This is a genomic window from Pseudomonas sp. SbOxS1, assembly GCF_013416725.1.
GTDB lineage: Bacteria > Pseudomonadota > Gammaproteobacteria > Pseudomonadales > Pseudomonadaceae > Aquipseudomonas.
Genome location: NZ_JAAVXC010000004.1, coordinates 1 through 15,453, shown reverse-complemented (window position 1 = coordinate 15,453; position 15,453 = coordinate 1). Strand labels below are relative to the sequence as shown.

The following is a 15,453-nucleotide window of genomic DNA, read 5'->3' as shown; positions in this document are numbered from 1 at the left end:
TACGGGGCATTTTTTTATGGGGTGATGCGGTGTCTTTTCTTCTGCGCTAACGTCGAAGGGTTGCCAAAATCCAATGTGGGAGCGAGCCTGCTCGCGATAGCGGTTTTACATTCAATAGAAATATTGGTTGATCTACCGCCATCGCGAGCAGGCTCACTCCTACAGGTTTTCTACATCACAAGGACCTGCATGTCGTTCATCCAAGCCAACCTGATCCACATCCTCGCTGCCATCTGGTTCGTTATCTGCTGGGGCGGATACACCCGCTATGCGACCTGGAAAGGCCGTGACACCGCCTGCCTGGCCAGCGTGCTGCACCTGTATCGCGAAGACTGGATGCGCCGCATGCTGCTGCGCGACAACCGCATCGCCGATGCCAGCGTGATCGGCAACCTGGAGCGCAATGCGTCGTTCTTTGCCTCCAGCACCCTGATTATCCTGGCCGGTATTCTCACGGTGCTCGGGGCGTCGGAAAGGGCGGTGTCGTTGCTGGCGGATATCCCGATGGTGCAACAGGCATCCCAGGGGATGTCGGAGATCAAGTTGTTGTGCCTGGCGCTGGTGTTCGTCTATGCGTTCTTTACCTTCAGCTGGTGCATGCGCCAGTACAACTTCGCGGCCATTCTAGTAGGCTCCGCACCCATGGTCGGTGAGCGTCATGTCTCGGAGCAGGAGCGCAAGGCTTTTGCCAACCGCGCGGCCCGGGTTATCTCCATGGCCGCCAACCAGTTCAACTTCGGCCTGCGTTCTTACTATTTCGGCATGACCATGCTGGCCTGGTTCGTCAGCCCCTGGTTGTTCATGTTGATGAGTGCCGGCGTGGTGTTCGTGTTGTATCGCCGCGAGTTTCATTCCGACGTTCTCGATGTCATGGTCTATACCCCTACAGAGGCACCGTTGCCCGAGGTGAATAAAGAGGCCGCTTGATGAGTATTCCATTCTGGTGCGTGTTTATCAGTGCCGTGCTGATATACGTGGCGCGCATGCCCGTGACCACGGCCATGAAAGAGCAGGGTGGTTACAACAATCACCTGCCGCGCCAACAACAGGCGCAACTTACAGGCCTGGGTGCGCGCGCGGTGGCGGCCCATCAGAACAGCTTCGAAGCTTTCATCTTGTTTGCAGTGGGTGTGTTGATGGCCCACACCACGCAAACGGCGGGATGGCTCATCGACTGGCTGGCGATCATCTTTGTGGTTACGCGGGTTATCTATCTAGTGTGCTATTGGAAGGACCTGGCCTGGCAACGCAGCCTGGTCTGGCTGGTGGGTTTGATCTGCTCGTTGTTGCTGATGATTAGTCCGACTTTTCGAACGATTTTGCTCTAGCGAGTAAATCGCAGACAAAAGAAAACCCGCACTTGGCGGGTTTTCTTTTAACGCAGCGAGAAGCGACTTATTGCTTCTTGGCGGCTTCTTCTTGTGCGGCAGCGTTCGATTCAGCCTGATCTTTGGCGGCTTCGGCGTTTTCTTTCGCTGCTTCGTTCACTTTATCCTGAGCTTCGCTCATTTTTTCCTGGGCTTGCTCGGCATGTTGGTTAGCATCTTGAGCTTTGTCCTCGGATTTTTTATCGCAGGCAGCGAGACCGAGGGAAGCGGTCAACATCAAGGCAATAGCTAAAGTCTTACGCATGGGGTGTTTCTCCTGATGGAAATTATCTATCTGGCCTTAAGAGCACAGCGCTCAGGGTTAAGTTCCTCAATTCTCTCAGATATATAAGTTTGTTCTAACACGGAACTTTTACCCGGACCTCAACTTCACTACAAAACTATAAACAAGAGTCTTTATCAAATGGCCGAAAACCCCGTTTTTGAGCGTGCGACACGCTTTCTGTCGGCGCTGCGGCATTGCCAGGTGCTGGGTCTGCGCGTTCACAGCGCCAGCGCCGAAGGGCTCACCGTGGTGTTGCCCTACAGCCCGCAAATCGTCGGCAACCCCCAGACTGGCGTGATTCACGGCGGCGTGCTGACCACCTTGATGGACACCGCGTGTGGCATGTCTACCCTCTGCGTGCTGCCGGAGTTCGAAGTTTGCCCGACCCTCGACCTGCGCATCGACTACATGCACGCCGCCGCACCGCATAAGGATGTGTACGGTTTTGCCCAATGCTATCGGGTGACCACCGATGTGATCTTTGCCCGTGGCTTTGCCTATCAGGATGATCCCGAACAGCCCATCGCCCATGTCGTGGGCACGTTCATGCGCATGGGCAAGGGCATCAAGGGCACCAAGGGTTTTGGCGGCGCCATCGGCGGAGGTGCGGCATGAGTGAGTCGTTCAAGGAGCAAGTGCAACTGGCCCATGAGCGGGGCGAGTACGCGCCGTTGTTGAACCTGATTCCCTACGCCAGGTTGATCGGCGTCGAATGCTCGCGGGTGGGGGATGAGTTGCTGTTTCGCCTGCCGGCCAACAAGGACAACATCGGCAATCCTTTATTGCCCGCCATCCATGGCGGCGTAATTGCCGGTTTCATGGAGTTGTCCGCCGCGCTGCACCTGCTGGTGGCGACCGGTTCGCCGGGCGTGCCGAAGATTATCGACTTCTCCCTCGATTACCTGCGCGCCGGGCAGTTTCGTGATACCTGGGCTCGCTGCCAGGTCTGTCGCCAGGGGCGCCGGGTCGCCAACGTGGCGATTACCGCCTGGCAAAGCACGGAGGCCGAACCCATTGCCACGGCCCGGGCGCATTTCAAACTCGATGAGCCCTTGAAATCCTGAATGGAGCCCCCAACTCTGATGACAACCCGCCGCCGACCCTCATGGTCGCGGCTTATGCCATCTGATTGGAGTTTGATGACCATGAGTGTGGAAACTCAAAAGGAAACCCTGGGCTTCCAGACCGAGGTGAAGCAACTGCTGCACCTCATGATCCATTCGCTGTATTCCAACAAGGAAATTTTCCTTCGCGAACTGATCTCGAACGCCTCTGACGCTGTAGACAAATTACGTTTCGAAGCGCTGGCCAAGCCTCAATTGCTCGAAGGCGGCGCTGAACTGAAAATCCGTGTGAGCTTCGACAAGGACGCCAAGACCGTCACCCTCGAAGACAACGGCATCGGCATGAGCCGCGAAGACGCGATCACCCACCTGGGCACCATCGCCAAATCCGGTACCGCCGATTTCATGAAGCACCTGACGGGCGACCAGAAGAAAGACTCGCACCTGATCGGTCAGTTCGGTGTGGGCTTCTACTCGGCTTTCATCGTTGCCGATAAAGTCGACGTGTACAGCCGTCGTGCCGGCAGCGATGCCAGCGAGGGTGTGCACTGGTCGTCCAAAGGTGAGGGCGACTTCGAAGTCGCAACCATCGACAAGGCTGACCGCGGCACCCGTATCGTCCTGCACCTGAAGTCCGGTGAAGACGAGTTCGCCGATGGCTGGCGCCTGCGCAACATCATCAAGAAATACTCCGATCACATCGCTTTGCCGATCGAGTTGCCGAAAGAAGTGGCAGCCGTCGAAGGCGAAGAGAAGCCGGCCGTCGAGTGGGAAACCGTCAACCGCGCCAGCGCCCTGTGGACCCGTCCGCGTACCGAGATCAAGGACGAGGAATACCAGGAGTTCTACAAGCACATCGCCCACGACTTCGAAAACCCGCTGAGCTGGAGCCACAACAAGGTCGAAGGCAAGCTCGAATACAGCTCGCTGCTGTACGTGCCGGCCCGTGCTCCATTCGACCTGTACCAGCGTGAAGCGCCGAAAGGCCTGAAGCTGTACGTGCAGCGCGTGTTCGTCATGGACCAGGCCGAGTCGTTCCTGCCGCTGTACCTGCGCTTCATCAAGGGCGTGGTCGATTCCAACGACCTGTCGCTGAACGTATCGCGGGAAATCCTGCAGAAAGACCCGATCATCGACTCCATGAAGTCGGCGCTGACCAAGCGTGTCCTGGACATGCTGGAAAAACTGGCGAAGAACGATCCGGAGCAATACAAGGGCTTCTGGAAAAACTTCGGCCAGGTCATGAAAGAAGGCCCGGCGGAAGACTTCGCCAACAAAGAGAAAATCGCCGGTCTGTTGCGCTTCGCTTCGACCAACGGTGATGACGGCGAGCAGGTGGTCGGCCTGGCCGAGTACCTGGCACGCGCCAAGGAAGGTCAGGACAAGATCTACTACCTGACCGGCGAAACCTACGCGCAGGTCAAGAACAGCCCGCACCTGGAAGTCTTCCGCAAGAAAGGCATCGAAGTGCTGCTGCTGACCGACCGTATCGATGAGTGGCTGATGAGCTACCTCAGCGATTTCGACGGCAAGAGCTTCGTCGACGTGGCGCGTGGTGACCTGGACCTGGGCAACCTGGACTCGGAAGAGGACAAGAAAGCCGCGGAAGAAGTCGCCAAGTCCAAGGAGGGTCTGGTCGAGCGCCTGAAGACCGCGCTGGGCGAGTCCGTGGCTGAAGTGCGGGTTTCCCATCGTCTGACCGATTCTCCGGCGATCCTGGCCATCGGCGAGCAGGACCTGGGCCTGCAGATGCGTCAGATCCTGGAAGCCAGCGGGCAGAAGGTTCCGGACTCGAAGCCGATCTTCGAATTCAACCCGGCTCACCCGTTGATCGAGAAGCTCGACAGCGAGCAGAGCGACGAGCGCTTCGGCGATCTGTCGCACATCCTCTTCGACCAGGCGGCCCTGGCGGCCGGCGACAGCTTGAAAGACCCGGCGGCCTATGTGCGCCGCCTGAACAAGCTGTTGGTTGAGCTGTCCGCTTAATCGCGTTGTAGAAAAACCCGCTTCGGCGGGTTTTTTCATTCTGGTGTTTACAAATCAGGAGTCAGAAATGAGCCAAATCACTGTACGTTCTGTTGCCTATCAGATTGACGGCCAGTCCTACGAAAGCCGCCTGGCCTTCGACGCTGACCACAAGGGCCCGCGTCCGGGTTTGTTGATGGCGCCGAACTGGATGGGCGTGGGTGCCGGTGCCGAGGAGATCGCCAAGTCGGTCGCGGCCAAGGGCTACGTGGTGCTGATCGCAGACCTCTACGGCCAATCGGTTCGTCCGCAGAACAACGATGAGGCAGGCGCGGCAATGATGCCGCTGAAGAATGACCGCCCGTTGCTGCGCAAGCGCATGCAAGTGGCGTTCGAACAGTTGCAAGCCCAGGGGGAAGCAGCGGTCGATACGTCGAAACTGGCGACCTTCGGTTTCTGCTTCGGCGGTTGCTGCGCCCTGGAGTTCGCCCGTACCGGTGCGCCGGTGAAGGCGGCGGTGTCGTTCCACGGTACCCTCGATACTCCGGACGTCAACGACGCGAAAAACATCAAGGGTTCGGTGCTGGTGTTGCACGGTGCGTCCGATCCATTGGTGCCCAAGGAGCAGCTGCCGGCGTTTGAAGATGAAATGAATGCCGCGGGTGTGGATTGGCAGCTGCTGAGCTACGGTGGCGCCTTCCACTCGTTCACTGACCCGCATGCCAATGTGCCGGGCATGATGATGTACGACGCGAAGGTTGCGGCTCGCGCGTTCACTTCCATGCACAACCTGCTGGATGAAGTGTTCAAAGGTTAACCACTTTTTGATCGTTCCCACGCTCTGCGTGGGAATGCAGCCAGGGACGCTCCGCGTCCCTGCTGAAGCGGACGCGGAGCGTCCAATGAGGCATTCCCACGCAGAGCGTGGGAACGATCATCACAGGGGGCTTGGCTCGCTTCGCCCTTTTGGCAGTTCAATCCGCTCAACTTCCCCCGGCACCTTCGGCCAGTCCCCGGCCGCCCAGCGTCGACGCGCTTCATCGATGGCTGCCGGATCGCTCGCCACAAAATTCCAGTTGATCCGACGCGGCCCATCCAGCGGCGCGCCGCCGAACACCACCGCATGACTGTCGCTCTCGGCGAACAACGTCATCTCTACCCCGGGCGGCAACACCACCAGCGAATGCGGCTCCATGGGCTCTCCATCCAGCTGCACCTCACCGCTCAACACATACAGCGCGCGCTCTTCATGCTCGGTGGGTATCAGCAGGGTCGTCGCCGTTTGCAGGTGCAATTCGGCATACAGCGTAGGAGAAAGCACCGGCACTGGCGATTCCAGGCAAAAGCCCGCGCCTGCGATCATGCGGATCTTCACCCCGAGGTTCTCGCTGACCGGCAAGGTGTTCGCCGGGTGGTGACTGTAGTGTCCCGGGCCCTGTTCCCGGTCTTTTGGCGACGCCAGCCAGATCTGCAAGCCGTGCATCGTAAAGCCGCTTTCTTTCAGCGCTTGGGGGGTGCGCTCGACATGGGCGATGGCGCTACCGGCGGTCATCCAGCTGACATCACCGGCATTGACCACCTGATCCGAACCCAGGCTGTCCTTGTGCTGCAACTGGCCTTCAAAGAGGTAGGTGAGGGTGGACAGGCCAATGTGTGGATGCTGACGGATGTTCATGCCTTCTCCCGCGGCGTAGCGGGTTTGCAGCATATGGTCGAAAAACACGAAGGGCCCGACATTGCGGCATTTGGCTGATGGCAACGGGCGCAGAATCGGCTGGCCTTCGACATCTTCGGCGCGGGGGCGGATCACGAGCAGAGTGTTCATGGTGCGTTCCAGGCTGAGCGGGTGATGCGGTCGAGCATAACCCGCTTGCGCAACCGTTGCCGCTATTGGCTGAACGCGCCTTCAGAGAGATGGGTTTCGATGCTGACTTCGCTGCTGGTCATCAGCTTGTGCACCGGGCAGCGGTCGGCCACGCGATGCAACTCATCGCGCTGGGTGTCGGTGAGCACGCCCTTGAGGGTCAGCTTGACGTGCAATGCGTATTTGCCTTTTTGCTCCTGGCTGTTGTCGCGCTTGACCTCCACGCCAACACCCGTCAGCGGAATGTCCTTTTTCTTCGCGTACATCTTCAAGGTCAGGGCCTTGCAGGCGCCCAGCGCGGCATCGAAGTAATCGTGTGGCTCCGGGGCCGAACCTTCGCCGCCGGCGGACACGGGCGCATCGGCAAATAGTTCGTGGTCATCGATCTGCACGGTATGGCGATAACCTTCGGCGGAAACGGTGTTGACGGTAATGGTCATTGGAGCCTCGCTGGCAATGGGAAGAGTCATTTGAGCAAAAAAGACCTCGAAGTTATAGAGCATTCCCCTTGGGGCGCGTTCCACTTTTTTGCGTAATCACAGGCGAAAAAAAGCCCCGCATGGGCGGGGCGTTTTCATGTCTGGCTGATCAGCTGCCTTTAACAGTCTTGCCGTTGACCTTGCCGTCCAGGAGCATGATGTTGTACTCCTTGCCGTCGGTCTCGACCTGTTGCAGGCGAACCAGCAGGTAATCCCAATCCTTGGCGAACCACAGCACGGTGATGCGCTTGCTTTGTGTCGGGTCGCGCACGCGCTCGACCTTGACCGCATCGATCTGGCCAGCCTTGGTGTCGACTTTTTCCGAGCCCAGCACGCGGAAGTCATAGGTATCGACTTCGCCATCATCGACAACCTGATAGCTCATGCTTTTCTTGCCGGCGGCCACGTCATGCTGCAGCGCCAGCTGGTAGGTGGATTTGTCGAGCATGCCGCGGTTGAGCGGGATATTGACCGCGTCGCCACGGTCAGTACCGGTGACCTTCTTGGCGGTCCAGTCGAAGTCCAGGTCAGCTTTCTTGGCTTTGCCCAGACCGCCCCGTTCGAAGTGGTAGGACTGTGGCAGCAAGGTGTCCTTGTCGACGGTCAGGGTGCTTTCTTCGGACAGGCTGGCGATCATCATCGACGCCTTGAAGTTGAGCTTCCAGACGCCGTTGGCTTCCTTGGTCAGGCTGCGTTCAGCCGTACCGCTCATGGGCAACTGCTTCCAGTCGGCGGTGTAGCTGGCGGAGAAAGGTTGAAGGTCTGCAGCCTGTGCGAAGGGCAAGGTGAGCAGAGCGCAAGCGAGGAGCAGGGCACGACGCATAAAATCTCCTAGGTTCGAATCAAGTGGCCGCTGGGCGCAAGCAACTGTCCATCCAGTAAAGCACCTTGTTCACCGAGCGATAGCCGGCCTTCGGCAAACCAGCGTACGGCCAGGGGGTAGATCAGGTGTTCCTGCACATGGACCCGCTGCGCCAGGCTCTGCGGCGAGTCATGCAACTCTACCGGTATTACTGCTTGTACGACCAGTGGCCCGCCATCGAGTTCCTCGGTGACGAAGTGCACGGAGCAGCCGTGCTCGGCATCGCCAGCCTCCAGCGCGCGCTGATGAGTGTGTAACCCTTTGTATTTGGGTAGCAGCGAAGGATGGATATTGAGCAGGCGACCCGCGTAGTGGCGTACGAAGTCAGCGCTGAGAATGCGCATGAATCCGGCCAGCACCACGAGTTTGGGATTGAAGGCGTCAATCAGTTCGATCAGCGCGGCATCGAAGGCCTCGCGGCCCTCGAAAGCCTTGTGATCCAGGGTGCGGGTGTCGATACCCGCGTCCCTGGCGCGCTGCAGGCCATAAGCGTCGGCGCGGTTGGAAATCACCGCAGCGACGCGGACCGGGCTGTCGCCGGTCCGCGTGCTGTCGATCAAGGCCTGCAAGTTACTGCCGGTGCCGGACAACAGCACCACGACATCACAGGTCTTAGGCATCAGTGAGCCTTAAGGTTCTTCAGTTCAACCTGGGCTGCGCCTTCGGCAGCGGTGGCGATCTGACCGATGACCCAAGGCTGCTCGCCGGCTTCACGCAGCACGTTCAGTGCGGTTTCCACGTGCTCTTGAGCGACGCAGATGACCATGCCCACGCCGCAGTTCAGCACGCGGTGCATTTCGTTTTCGTCGACGTTGCCTTTCTCTTGCAGCCAGTCGAACACCGCAGGGCGGTTCCAGCTCGCCACGTCAACCACTGCTTGTGCGCCTTTTGGCAGCACGCGCGGGATGTTGTCCAGCAGGCCGCCACCGGTGATGTGGGCCATGGCTTTTACCGCGCCGGTGTCCTTGATCAGCTTGAGCAGCGGCTTCACGTAGATGCGGGTCGGAGCCATCAGCAGGTCGGTCAGCGGCTTGCCGTCGAGCTGGATGTTCTCGATGTCGGCACCGGACACTTCGATGATCTTGCGGATCAGCGAGTAGCCGTTGGAGTGCGGGCCGGAAGACGGCAGGGCGAGCAGGGCATCGCCAGCAGCGACTTTGGAACCGTCGATGATCTCGGCTTTTTCCACGACGCCGACGCAGAAGCCGGCCAGGTCGTAGTCTTCGCCTTCGTACATGCCAGGCATTTCAGCGGTTTCGCCGCCCACCAGGGAGCAACCCGACAGTTCGCAGCCAGCGCCGATGCCGGTCACGACCTGGGCGGCGGTGTCGACGTTCAGTTTGCCGGTGGCGTAGTAGTCGAGGAAGAACAGTGGCTCGGCGCCGCAGACCACCAGGTCGTTGACGCACATGGCAACCAGGTCGATGCCGATGCTGTCGTGCTTGTTCAGGTTCAATGCCAGGCGCAGCTTGGTGCCGACGCCGTCAGTACCGGAAACCAGCACGGGCTGCTTGTAGCCGGCCGGGATTTCGCAGAGGGCGCCGAAACCGCCCAGGCCGCCCATGACTTCCGGGCGCGCAGTGCGCTTGGCGACGCTCTTGATGCGTTCGACCAATGCTTCACCGGCGTCGATGTCTACACCGGCGTCCTTGTAGCTCAGGGAGGGTTGCTTGCTCATGATCCAGGCCTTTAGGGGGGGGATTTCTGGGTAACGACCGAGTCCATCGGGACCGCCGAAATCGACGAAGGTGAATGCCTCACGCGATATTCGAGGGTGCCCGGCTGTTGCCGGTCTGCGAAGGCGCGCGATTTTATCAGGCTTGAAGGGCAGCGGCCATCCTCACGCCGACGGCAGGGGGCATATCGGCCGAAAAAAAACCGCCTTTACCCGATATGAATGACATCCTGCTCGCCTCTACGGGTTGTCGTCATTAACCGTCTATCGTTAGCACAGTGCGAAAACTTACCCGGGGCGTGTGAATGTTTTACGTCGGGCGATGGTCACAGCCTTGCCCGATCGTTTCATGCGGTCTGTTCCAGCCGCCTTTGTCTTCAGGAATCTTCCATGGGTTTTTGTAAATTCTTGCTTGTGGGCTGTTTGTCGCTGGTTAGCTTGATAAGCCACGCTGAAACCGTCAAAGGCCTTTATCAGGTGCGCGAGCCGGTCAATGGCCAGTCGCCAGAGGAGCGTGAGCAAGCCACTCAGCGGGCGCTCGATACGCTGGTGTTGCGCCTGACCGGCGATCCCAAGGCACCACAGAGTCCGGGACTGGCGGCGCTTCGCAACGACCCGCAGCAAATCATCAGCCAGTACGGCTTCGAGGCAGGCCCGCCGGAAGTGTTGAAAGTCGATTTCGACCCGGGCACCACCGCACAGGCCTTGCGTCGGGCCGGGTTGGCGATGTGGGGCTCCAATCGGCCGTCGATCCTGGGGTGGTGGTTGAACGACTATACCGAGGGCTCGAGCCTGGTGGGTGATGGCCAGGCCGGTGCGGCACCCCTGCGCCGCGCCGCGCAGCACCGTGGCTTGCCCCTGCGTTTGCCGCTGGCGGACTTGAATGAACAAATCATCGGTACCGCACCGAATCTGGACAGTGCCGATCCGTCGGCCCTGCGCAGCGCATCGCAGCGTTACAATGCCGACGCCTTGCTGGCGGTCCATGCCCGTGAAGAGGGTGGCCAATGGCAAGCCAAGTGGCAGTTGTGGTTGGGCGATCAGAAAGAGGCCGGCAGCGCCCAGGGCGCCGATCAAGCCGCTTTGGCGGACGCGGTGATGCTGGCGGTCAACCAGCGACTGGCGCCGCGATTCGTCACCAAGCCCGGGGCATCGGCCGCACAGTTGCTGGAAGTCCAGGGCATGAACCTGGAACGGTATGCGGCCCTTGGGCGTTTGCTGGAGCCTTTTGGCGGTCGTCCGCAAAGTGTCAATGGCGACCGGATTCTTTATCGGGTCAACGGCAGTAGCGAGCAACTGCGCGCGCAATTGTCGCTGGCCAGATTGCAGGAGGTCGCGGTGGAGCCGGTGCCGGCACCGGCACCAGTGGCACCGGTCCAGCCTGTAGTCGCTGGTTCAGTCCCCGCGGTAACGCCAGCGCCGGCTCCGACGCCGCAATTGCGTTTCCGCTGGTAGGATTTTCTTTCTTTATATAGAAGCAATGGAGTGGTTCATGGCCGATACGCGGCGTTGGTTCTGGTTGGGTGGAGTGTTGTTGCTCTGCGCATTTATCTGGCTGTTGCACCCGATCCTCACGCCGTTCCTGGTGGCGTTGTTGTTGGCGTATCTATTCGACCCCTTGGTCGATCGGCTGGAAAACGCCGGCCTGTCACGGACCTGGGGTGTGATTGCAGTGTTCGCCCTGTTCACCCTGATCTTCACCACGCTGTTGCTGGTGTTGGTGCCGATGCTCGCCAAGCAGTTGTTTCGCTTGTATGAGCTGGCGCCGCAGATGCTCGATTGGCTGCAGCACACGGCATTGCCCTGGGCGCAATCGAAGTTTGGCTTGTCGGAGGGTTTCTGGAAGTTCGACAAGCTCAAGGCGGCGATCAGTGAGCACATGGGGCAGACCACCGACATCGTTGGCGTGGTGCTGAGCCAGGCAACGGCCTCGGGCCTGGCGTTGATTGGCTGGTTGGCGAACCTGGTGCTGATTCCGGTGGTGAGTTTCTACTTGCTGCGGGACTGGGACCTGATGATGGCCAAGATCCGCAGCCTGCTGCCACGCGATCGCGAAGAGCGCGCAGTGTCGCTGGCCGCGGAGTGCCATGAAGTGCTCGGCGCTTTCGTCCGCGGGCAATTGCTGGTGATGGTCGCGTTGGGCGTGATTTACGCCGCAGGCCTGATGCTGGTGGGCCTGGAGTTGGGCCTGTTGATCGGGATGATTGCCGGTCTGGCGGCGATTGTGCCGTACATGGGCTTTATCATCGGCATTGGCGCGGCGCTGATTGCCGGCCTGTTCCAGTTTGGCGGCGATTTGTATCCCATGATGGGGATTGTCGCGGTGTTCATGGTCGGTCAGGCGCTGGAGGGCATGGTGCTTACGCCATTGCTGGTGGGAGACCGCATCGGCCTGCACCCGGTGGCGGTGATCTTCGCGATTCTGGCCGGGGGTGAGCTCTTTGGTTTTACCGGTGTGTTGCTGGCGCTGCCCGTGGCGGCGGTGATCATGGTGCTGCTGCGCCATGTGCATGATTTGTATAAGGATTCCGGCATGTACAGTGGTGTGGACGAATCAGAGCTCTAGAGGGGGGCACGGGCAGCCCGGATCGATACCCGGTGACTGCCCATGGCGCCAAAGAATCTGTCATAAAACCGGTGCGCTAACGCAAACCTTTGATTTTGCTTGTGGTCTGTCGCATTGTGCGGTCGGCTTCACGGGTATAAACTTCGCAAACTTTACACAGAGGCCACTAACGGTTCCTTTGGAACTGTTCAGTCAGCATGAAACCGATTCAGCTGCCCCTAGGTGTGCGTCTGCGTGACGACGCCACCTTCATCAACTACTACCCAGGCGCCAATGCCGCTGCACTCGGCTATGTCGAGCGGCTGTGCGAAGCCGACGCCGGCTGGACCGAAAGCCTGATTTACCTCTGGGGCAAGCACGGGGTAGGGCGCACGCATCTGTTGCAGGCCGCGTGCCTGCGTTTCGAACAGATGGGCGAACCGGCAGTTTACCTGCCGCTGGCCGAGTTGATGGATCGCGGCATCGAGATTCTCGACAACCTTGAGCAATACGAGCTGGTCTGCCTGGACGACTTGCAGGCGGTGGCAGGCAAGGCTGACTGGGAAGAAGCGTTGTTCCACCTGTTCAACCGGCTGCGTGACAGTGGTCGGCGCCTGCTGATTGCCGCATCGACCTCGCCACGCGAACTTCCAGTAAAGCTGGCGGACCTCAAGTCGCGCCTGACCCTGGCGCTGATATTCCAGATGCGCCCACTCTCCGACGAAGACAAGTTGCGCGCCCTGCAGTTGCGTGCGTCGCGTCGCGGCCTGCACCTGACCGATGAAGTCGGGCACTTTATCCTGACTCGCGGTACCCGCAGCATGAGCGCGCTGTTTGAACTGCTCGAGCAGCTCGACCAGGCCTCACTTCAAGCGCAGCGCAAGCTGACCATTCCGTTCCTCAAAGAAACCCTGGGCTGGTAGCCAAGCCCCGTAAATTCAAGGCCTGCAGCGGATATTCGCCATATTCAAGGCGTCAGAAAATCCGCTTTCCTGTCGGGTGCAGGCTGCGCAAGTGTCTAGAACGGGCTTTAGCGCTTAGATGTTATCGAGAAACCAGGAAGTCACAAAAAGTTCGATTGAATTTGCAAATGAGAATGATAGAAGGCATAGTCTCGGCTCTTGATAACCTATTCAGCCACGGTCGTGCCCATGCTAAATCGCTTTGCACCCCTCGTGCCCCTCGCACTCGTTACCCTGTTGTTCGGTTGCGCTGCCCACACCCCGGTGTCCGAGCAAGCACAACAACAGCAGGTTCAACATTCCGTTACTGCCCAGTCTTCCGCTCTCTATAAGCAAACGCTTGAGCTCGAAGAAGCGGCCACCGAAAAAGAACTGGCCAGCTTCGCCGACGGCAAGTCGTACCAGCTTCCGGTCCTGGCCGACAGCATCCTCGAACGCGGCATGTCCCTGATCGGTACCCGTTACCGTTTCGGCGGCACCTCCGAAGCCGGTTTCGATTGCAGCGGTTTCATCGGTTACCTGTTCCGTGAAGAAGCGGGCATGAACCTGCCACGCTCCACCCGCGAAATGATCAACGTGGACGCGCCGCTGGTTTCGCGCAGCAAGCTCCAGCCAGGCGACCTGCTGTTTTTCGCCACCAACGGTCGCCGCGGTCGCGTCAGTCACGCCGGGATCTACCTGGGTGACAACCAGTTCATCCATTCCAGCAGCCGCAAAAGCGGTGGTGTGCGCATCGATAACCTCGGTGACAGCTACTGGAGCAAGACCTTCATCGAAGCCAAGCGTGCACTCGCCATGGCGCCTGCAGCAACGCCAATCGTCACGGCTCGCAAGTAAGCGCACATTTCGTAAGGCGAACTTAAAGTCTTACTTGAAGTTTGCCTGATAAGCGCTAAAATTCTGATCATGAATGATGGCAAACCGCCTGCGTAATCCGCAGGCGGTTTTCTTTTCTGCGCTCCCGCAGAAATTTAGCCGCAGCCTGATCAGGATGCTCTGCTTATGACGATGTCGGCCCGCCTCGCAATCATGCTGTTCGCAGCGCTGCTCAGTGCTTGTGCCAGCCGTACACCGCCCCCTGCGCCGGTGGTTCGCGCGCCCATCGTATTCAATTCCTCCCAGGACTTTTCGCCTGAAGCGCAAGACGTGCTGTTTCGTGCGTTGGGGCTGGTCGGCACGCCTTATCGCTGGGGCGGCAACACGCCGGACTCCGGGTTCGATTGCAGTGGCCTGATTGGCTACGTCTACCGTGACATGGCCGGTATTTCCCTGCCGCGCACCACTCGCGAAATGATTTCCATGCAAGCGGCCGATGTCGGCAAGGAAGGCCTGCAAACCGGTGACCTGATCTTCTTCGCCACCAACGGTGGTTCCCAGGTCAGCCATGCCGGCATCTATGTCGGTGAAGGCCGGTTCGTGCATGCGCCGGCTACCGGTGGCACGGTCAAGCTCGACAGCTTGTCCAAGGCTTATTGGCAGAGAGCCTACCTGAGTGCCAAGCGCGTCCTGCAACCCGAGCATCTGGCGCGTAATCCGTAACAGACGGAGGGTGTTGCCATGACCGCCCGCACGCTCAATCTCGACGATTCGCTCTATCAGTACCTGCTCGACGTCTCCCTGCGCGAAACGCCGGTGCTCAAGCGCTTGCGCGACGAAACCCAGGCGCTGCCCATGGCGCGCTGGCAGGTGGCACCGGAGCAGGGGCAGTTTCTCGCTTTGCTGGTAAAACTCACCGGTGCCCGACGTGTACTGGAAGTCGGTACGTTCACCGGTTACAGCGCCCTGTGCATGGCCGCGGCATTGCCGGATGACGGTTCGCTGATCTGCTGTGACATTCCCGGGGATTACAACGCCATCGCGCGCCGTTATTGGCAGGAGGCCGGCCTGACCGGGCGCATCGACCTGCGTTTAGCGCCGGCACTGGAAACCCTGGGCAAGCTGGACGAGCCCGGTCAGTTCGATGTGGTGTTCATCGATGCCGACAAGGCCAATTATCCCGTCTACCTGGAGCATGCGCTACGCCTGTTGCGGATCGGTGGCCTGGCGGTATTCGACAACACGCTGTGGAGTGGCCGGGTGCTTGAGGACAATCCAGAGAGCGCCGATACCCGCGCCATCCAGGCGCTCAATCGTGCCTTGAAGGATGATGCGCGGGTGGACCTGTCGCTGTTGCCGCTGGGGGATGGGCTGACCCTTTGCCGTAAGCGCTGATCTCTCGCGGTTGTACCCGATCTACTGTGGGAGCTGGCCTGCCGGTGAAGGGGGCCTGACATTCGATGATTGTCTTTCAGGTGTACATATCCATTCCTGCGGTAACGGCCACCTAGGGTTTCGCTCTTACAGCGAGTCACTTGGAAGAGCCCCAAGTAACCAAGGGCTCTTGC

The 15,453-nt window shown here is 59.6% G+C and carries 18 protein-coding genes; 12 read left to right on the top strand and 6 right to left on the bottom strand.

What is annotated here, in order from left to right; genetic code table 11:
• The first annotated feature begins 189 nt into the window (after positions 1-189).
• Complete coding sequence (locus HFK74_RS06260; protein ID WP_180202787.1) at positions 190-927, top strand: DUF599 domain-containing protein; 738 nt, start codon at positions 190-192, stop codon at positions 925-927.
• Positions 927-1,328 (top strand): MAPEG family protein, encoded by a 402-nt coding sequence (locus tag HFK74_RS06255; protein ID WP_180202786.1) that lies wholly within the window; start codon positions 927-929, stop codon positions 1,326-1,328. Before HFK74_RS06260 ends, HFK74_RS06255 begins: the two co-directional genes overlap by 1 nt.
• Before the next feature lie 67 nt (positions 1,329-1,395).
• Here the strand turns inward: HFK74_RS06255 and HFK74_RS06250 are convergent, their stop codons facing one another.
• Positions 1,396-1,632 (bottom strand): hypothetical protein, encoded by a 237-nt coding sequence (locus HFK74_RS06250; RefSeq protein WP_180202785.1) that lies wholly within the window; start codon positions 1,630-1,632, stop codon positions 1,396-1,398.
• 159 nt (positions 1,633-1,791) lie between these two features.
• Here HFK74_RS06250 and HFK74_RS06245 point away from each other — a divergent pair, with 159 nt between their 5' ends.
• The 4 genes from HFK74_RS06245 to HFK74_RS06230 all read left to right on the top strand — a co-directional run bounded on the left by HFK74_RS06245 (position 1,792) and on the right by HFK74_RS06230 (position 5,499).
• Positions 1,792-2,268, top strand: a complete 477-nt coding sequence (locus HFK74_RS06245; RefSeq protein ID WP_180202784.1) for a PaaI family thioesterase — start codon at positions 1,792-1,794, stop codon at positions 2,266-2,268.
• Complete coding sequence (locus HFK74_RS06240; protein WP_008063310.1) at positions 2,265-2,717, top strand: PaaI family thioesterase; 453 nt, start codon at positions 2,265-2,267, stop codon at positions 2,715-2,717. The genes HFK74_RS06245 and HFK74_RS06240 overlap by 4 nt, the downstream gene beginning before the upstream one ends.
• Before the next feature lie 81 nt (positions 2,718-2,798).
• Complete coding sequence (gene htpG, locus HFK74_RS06235; RefSeq protein WP_008063312.1) at positions 2,799-4,703, top strand: molecular chaperone HtpG; 1,905 nt, start codon at positions 2,799-2,801, stop codon at positions 4,701-4,703.
• Between the two features lie 67 nt (positions 4,704-4,770).
• Positions 4,771-5,499: a dienelactone hydrolase family protein gene (locus HFK74_RS06230; RefSeq protein WP_180202783.1), complete on the top strand. Its 729-nt coding sequence runs from the start codon at positions 4,771-4,773 to the stop codon at positions 5,497-5,499.
• Between the two features lie 120 nt (positions 5,500-5,619).
• Here HFK74_RS06230 and HFK74_RS06225 read toward each other — a convergent pair whose 3' ends face one another.
• The 5 genes from HFK74_RS06225 to purM all read right to left on the bottom strand — a co-directional run bounded on the left by HFK74_RS06225 (position 5,620) and on the right by purM (position 9,565).
• Positions 5,620-6,507, bottom strand: a complete 888-nt coding sequence (locus HFK74_RS06225; protein WP_180202782.1) for a pirin family protein — start codon at positions 6,505-6,507, stop codon at positions 5,620-5,622.
• A gap of 62 nt (positions 6,508-6,569) precedes the next feature.
• A complete protein-coding gene (locus tag HFK74_RS06220; protein ID WP_180202781.1) occupies positions 6,570-6,986 on the bottom strand; it encodes an OsmC family protein in 417 nt (138 codons plus the stop codon).
• A 148-nt stretch (positions 6,987-7,134) separates the two neighbouring features.
• Entirely contained in the window at positions 7,135-7,848 is a 714-nt protein-coding gene (locus HFK74_RS06215) for a DUF3108 domain-containing protein (protein WP_180202780.1), read from the bottom strand.
• A gap of 8 nt (positions 7,849-7,856) precedes the next feature.
• Complete coding sequence (purN, locus tag HFK74_RS06210; RefSeq protein WP_180202779.1) at positions 7,857-8,507, bottom strand: phosphoribosylglycinamide formyltransferase; 651 nt, start codon at positions 8,505-8,507, stop codon at positions 7,857-7,859.
• Complete coding sequence (purM, locus tag HFK74_RS06205) at positions 8,507-9,565, bottom strand: phosphoribosylformylglycinamidine cyclo-ligase (protein WP_180202778.1); 1,059 nt, start codon at positions 9,563-9,565, stop codon at positions 8,507-8,509. Before purM ends, purN begins: the two co-directional genes overlap by 1 nt.
• A gap of 387 nt (positions 9,566-9,952) precedes the next feature.
• Here purM and HFK74_RS06200 point away from each other — a divergent pair, with 387 nt between their 5' ends.
• The 6 genes from HFK74_RS06200 (at position 9,953) to HFK74_RS06175 (ending at position 15,280) form a co-directional block, all read left to right on the top strand.
• Positions 9,953-11,017: a DUF2066 domain-containing protein gene (locus HFK74_RS06200; protein WP_180202777.1), complete on the top strand. Its 1,065-nt coding sequence runs from the start codon at positions 9,953-9,955 to the stop codon at positions 11,015-11,017.
• Between the two features lie 37 nt (positions 11,018-11,054).
• The gene (locus HFK74_RS06195; protein ID WP_180202776.1) at positions 11,055-12,128 is read left to right on the top strand and encodes an AI-2E family transporter; all 1,074 of its coding nucleotides are present in this window, start codon (positions 11,055-11,057) and stop codon (positions 12,126-12,128) included.
• A gap of 197 nt (positions 12,129-12,325) precedes the next feature.
• Complete coding sequence (gene hda / locus HFK74_RS06190) at positions 12,326-13,030, top strand: DnaA regulatory inactivator Hda (protein ID WP_008063324.1); 705 nt, start codon at positions 12,326-12,328, stop codon at positions 13,028-13,030.
• 228 nt (positions 13,031-13,258) lie between these two features.
• Positions 13,259-13,906: a C40 family peptidase gene (locus HFK74_RS06185; protein WP_180202775.1), complete on the top strand. Its 648-nt coding sequence runs from the start codon at positions 13,259-13,261 to the stop codon at positions 13,904-13,906.
• 165 nt (positions 13,907-14,071) lie between these two features.
• Entirely contained in the window at positions 14,072-14,608 is a 537-nt protein-coding gene (locus HFK74_RS06180; protein ID WP_180202774.1) for a C40 family peptidase, read from the top strand.
• Between the two features lie 18 nt (positions 14,609-14,626).
• On the top strand, positions 14,627-15,280 hold the full coding sequence (locus tag HFK74_RS06175; RefSeq protein WP_180202773.1) for an O-methyltransferase: 654 nt from the start codon (positions 14,627-14,629) through the stop codon (positions 15,278-15,280).
• Positions 15,281-15,453 lie beyond the last annotated feature (173 nt).

Excerpts from the sequence above, each read along its gene's own strand:
- HFK74_RS06260 (WP_180202787.1), top strand. The coding sequence starts at position 190 with ATGTCGTTCATCCAAGCCAACCTGATCCACATCCTCGCTGCCATCTGG.
- HFK74_RS06255 (WP_180202786.1), top strand. The coding sequence starts at position 927 with ATGAGTATTCCATTCTGGTGCGTGTTTATCAGTGCCGTGCTGATATAC.
- HFK74_RS06250 (WP_180202785.1), bottom strand. The coding sequence starts at position 1,632 with ATGCGTAAGACTTTAGCTATTGCCTTGATGTTGACCGCTTCCCTCGGT.
- HFK74_RS06245 (WP_180202784.1), top strand. The coding sequence starts at position 1,792 with ATGGCCGAAAACCCCGTTTTTGAGCGTGCGACACGCTTTCTGTCGGCG.
- HFK74_RS06240 (WP_008063310.1), top strand. The coding sequence starts at position 2,265 with ATGAGTGAGTCGTTCAAGGAGCAAGTGCAACTGGCCCATGAGCGGGGC.
- htpG (WP_008063312.1), top strand. The coding sequence starts at position 2,799 with ATGAGTGTGGAAACTCAAAAGGAAACCCTGGGCTTCCAGACCGAGGTG.
- HFK74_RS06230 (WP_180202783.1), top strand. The coding sequence starts at position 4,771 with ATGAGCCAAATCACTGTACGTTCTGTTGCCTATCAGATTGACGGCCAG.
- HFK74_RS06225 (WP_180202782.1), bottom strand. The coding sequence starts at position 6,507 with ATGAACACTCTGCTCGTGATCCGCCCCCGCGCCGAAGATGTCGAAGGC.
- HFK74_RS06220 (WP_180202781.1), bottom strand. The coding sequence starts at position 6,986 with ATGACCATTACCGTCAACACCGTTTCCGCCGAAGGTTATCGCCATACC.
- HFK74_RS06215 (WP_180202780.1), bottom strand. The coding sequence starts at position 7,848 with ATGCGTCGTGCCCTGCTCCTCGCTTGCGCTCTGCTCACCTTGCCCTTC.
- purN (WP_180202779.1), bottom strand. The coding sequence starts at position 8,507 with ATGCCTAAGACCTGTGATGTCGTGGTGCTGTTGTCCGGCACCGGCAGT.
- purM (WP_180202778.1), bottom strand. The coding sequence starts at position 9,565 with ATGAGCAAGCAACCCTCCCTGAGCTACAAGGACGCCGGTGTAGACATC.
- HFK74_RS06200 (WP_180202777.1), top strand. The coding sequence starts at position 9,953 with ATGGGTTTTTGTAAATTCTTGCTTGTGGGCTGTTTGTCGCTGGTTAGC.
- HFK74_RS06195 (WP_180202776.1), top strand. The coding sequence starts at position 11,055 with ATGGCCGATACGCGGCGTTGGTTCTGGTTGGGTGGAGTGTTGTTGCTC.
- hda (WP_008063324.1), top strand. The coding sequence starts at position 12,326 with ATGAAACCGATTCAGCTGCCCCTAGGTGTGCGTCTGCGTGACGACGCC.
- HFK74_RS06185 (WP_180202775.1), top strand. The coding sequence starts at position 13,259 with ATGCTAAATCGCTTTGCACCCCTCGTGCCCCTCGCACTCGTTACCCTG.
- HFK74_RS06180 (WP_180202774.1), top strand. The coding sequence starts at position 14,072 with ATGACGATGTCGGCCCGCCTCGCAATCATGCTGTTCGCAGCGCTGCTC.
- HFK74_RS06175 (WP_180202773.1), top strand. The coding sequence starts at position 14,627 with ATGACCGCCCGCACGCTCAATCTCGACGATTCGCTCTATCAGTACCTG.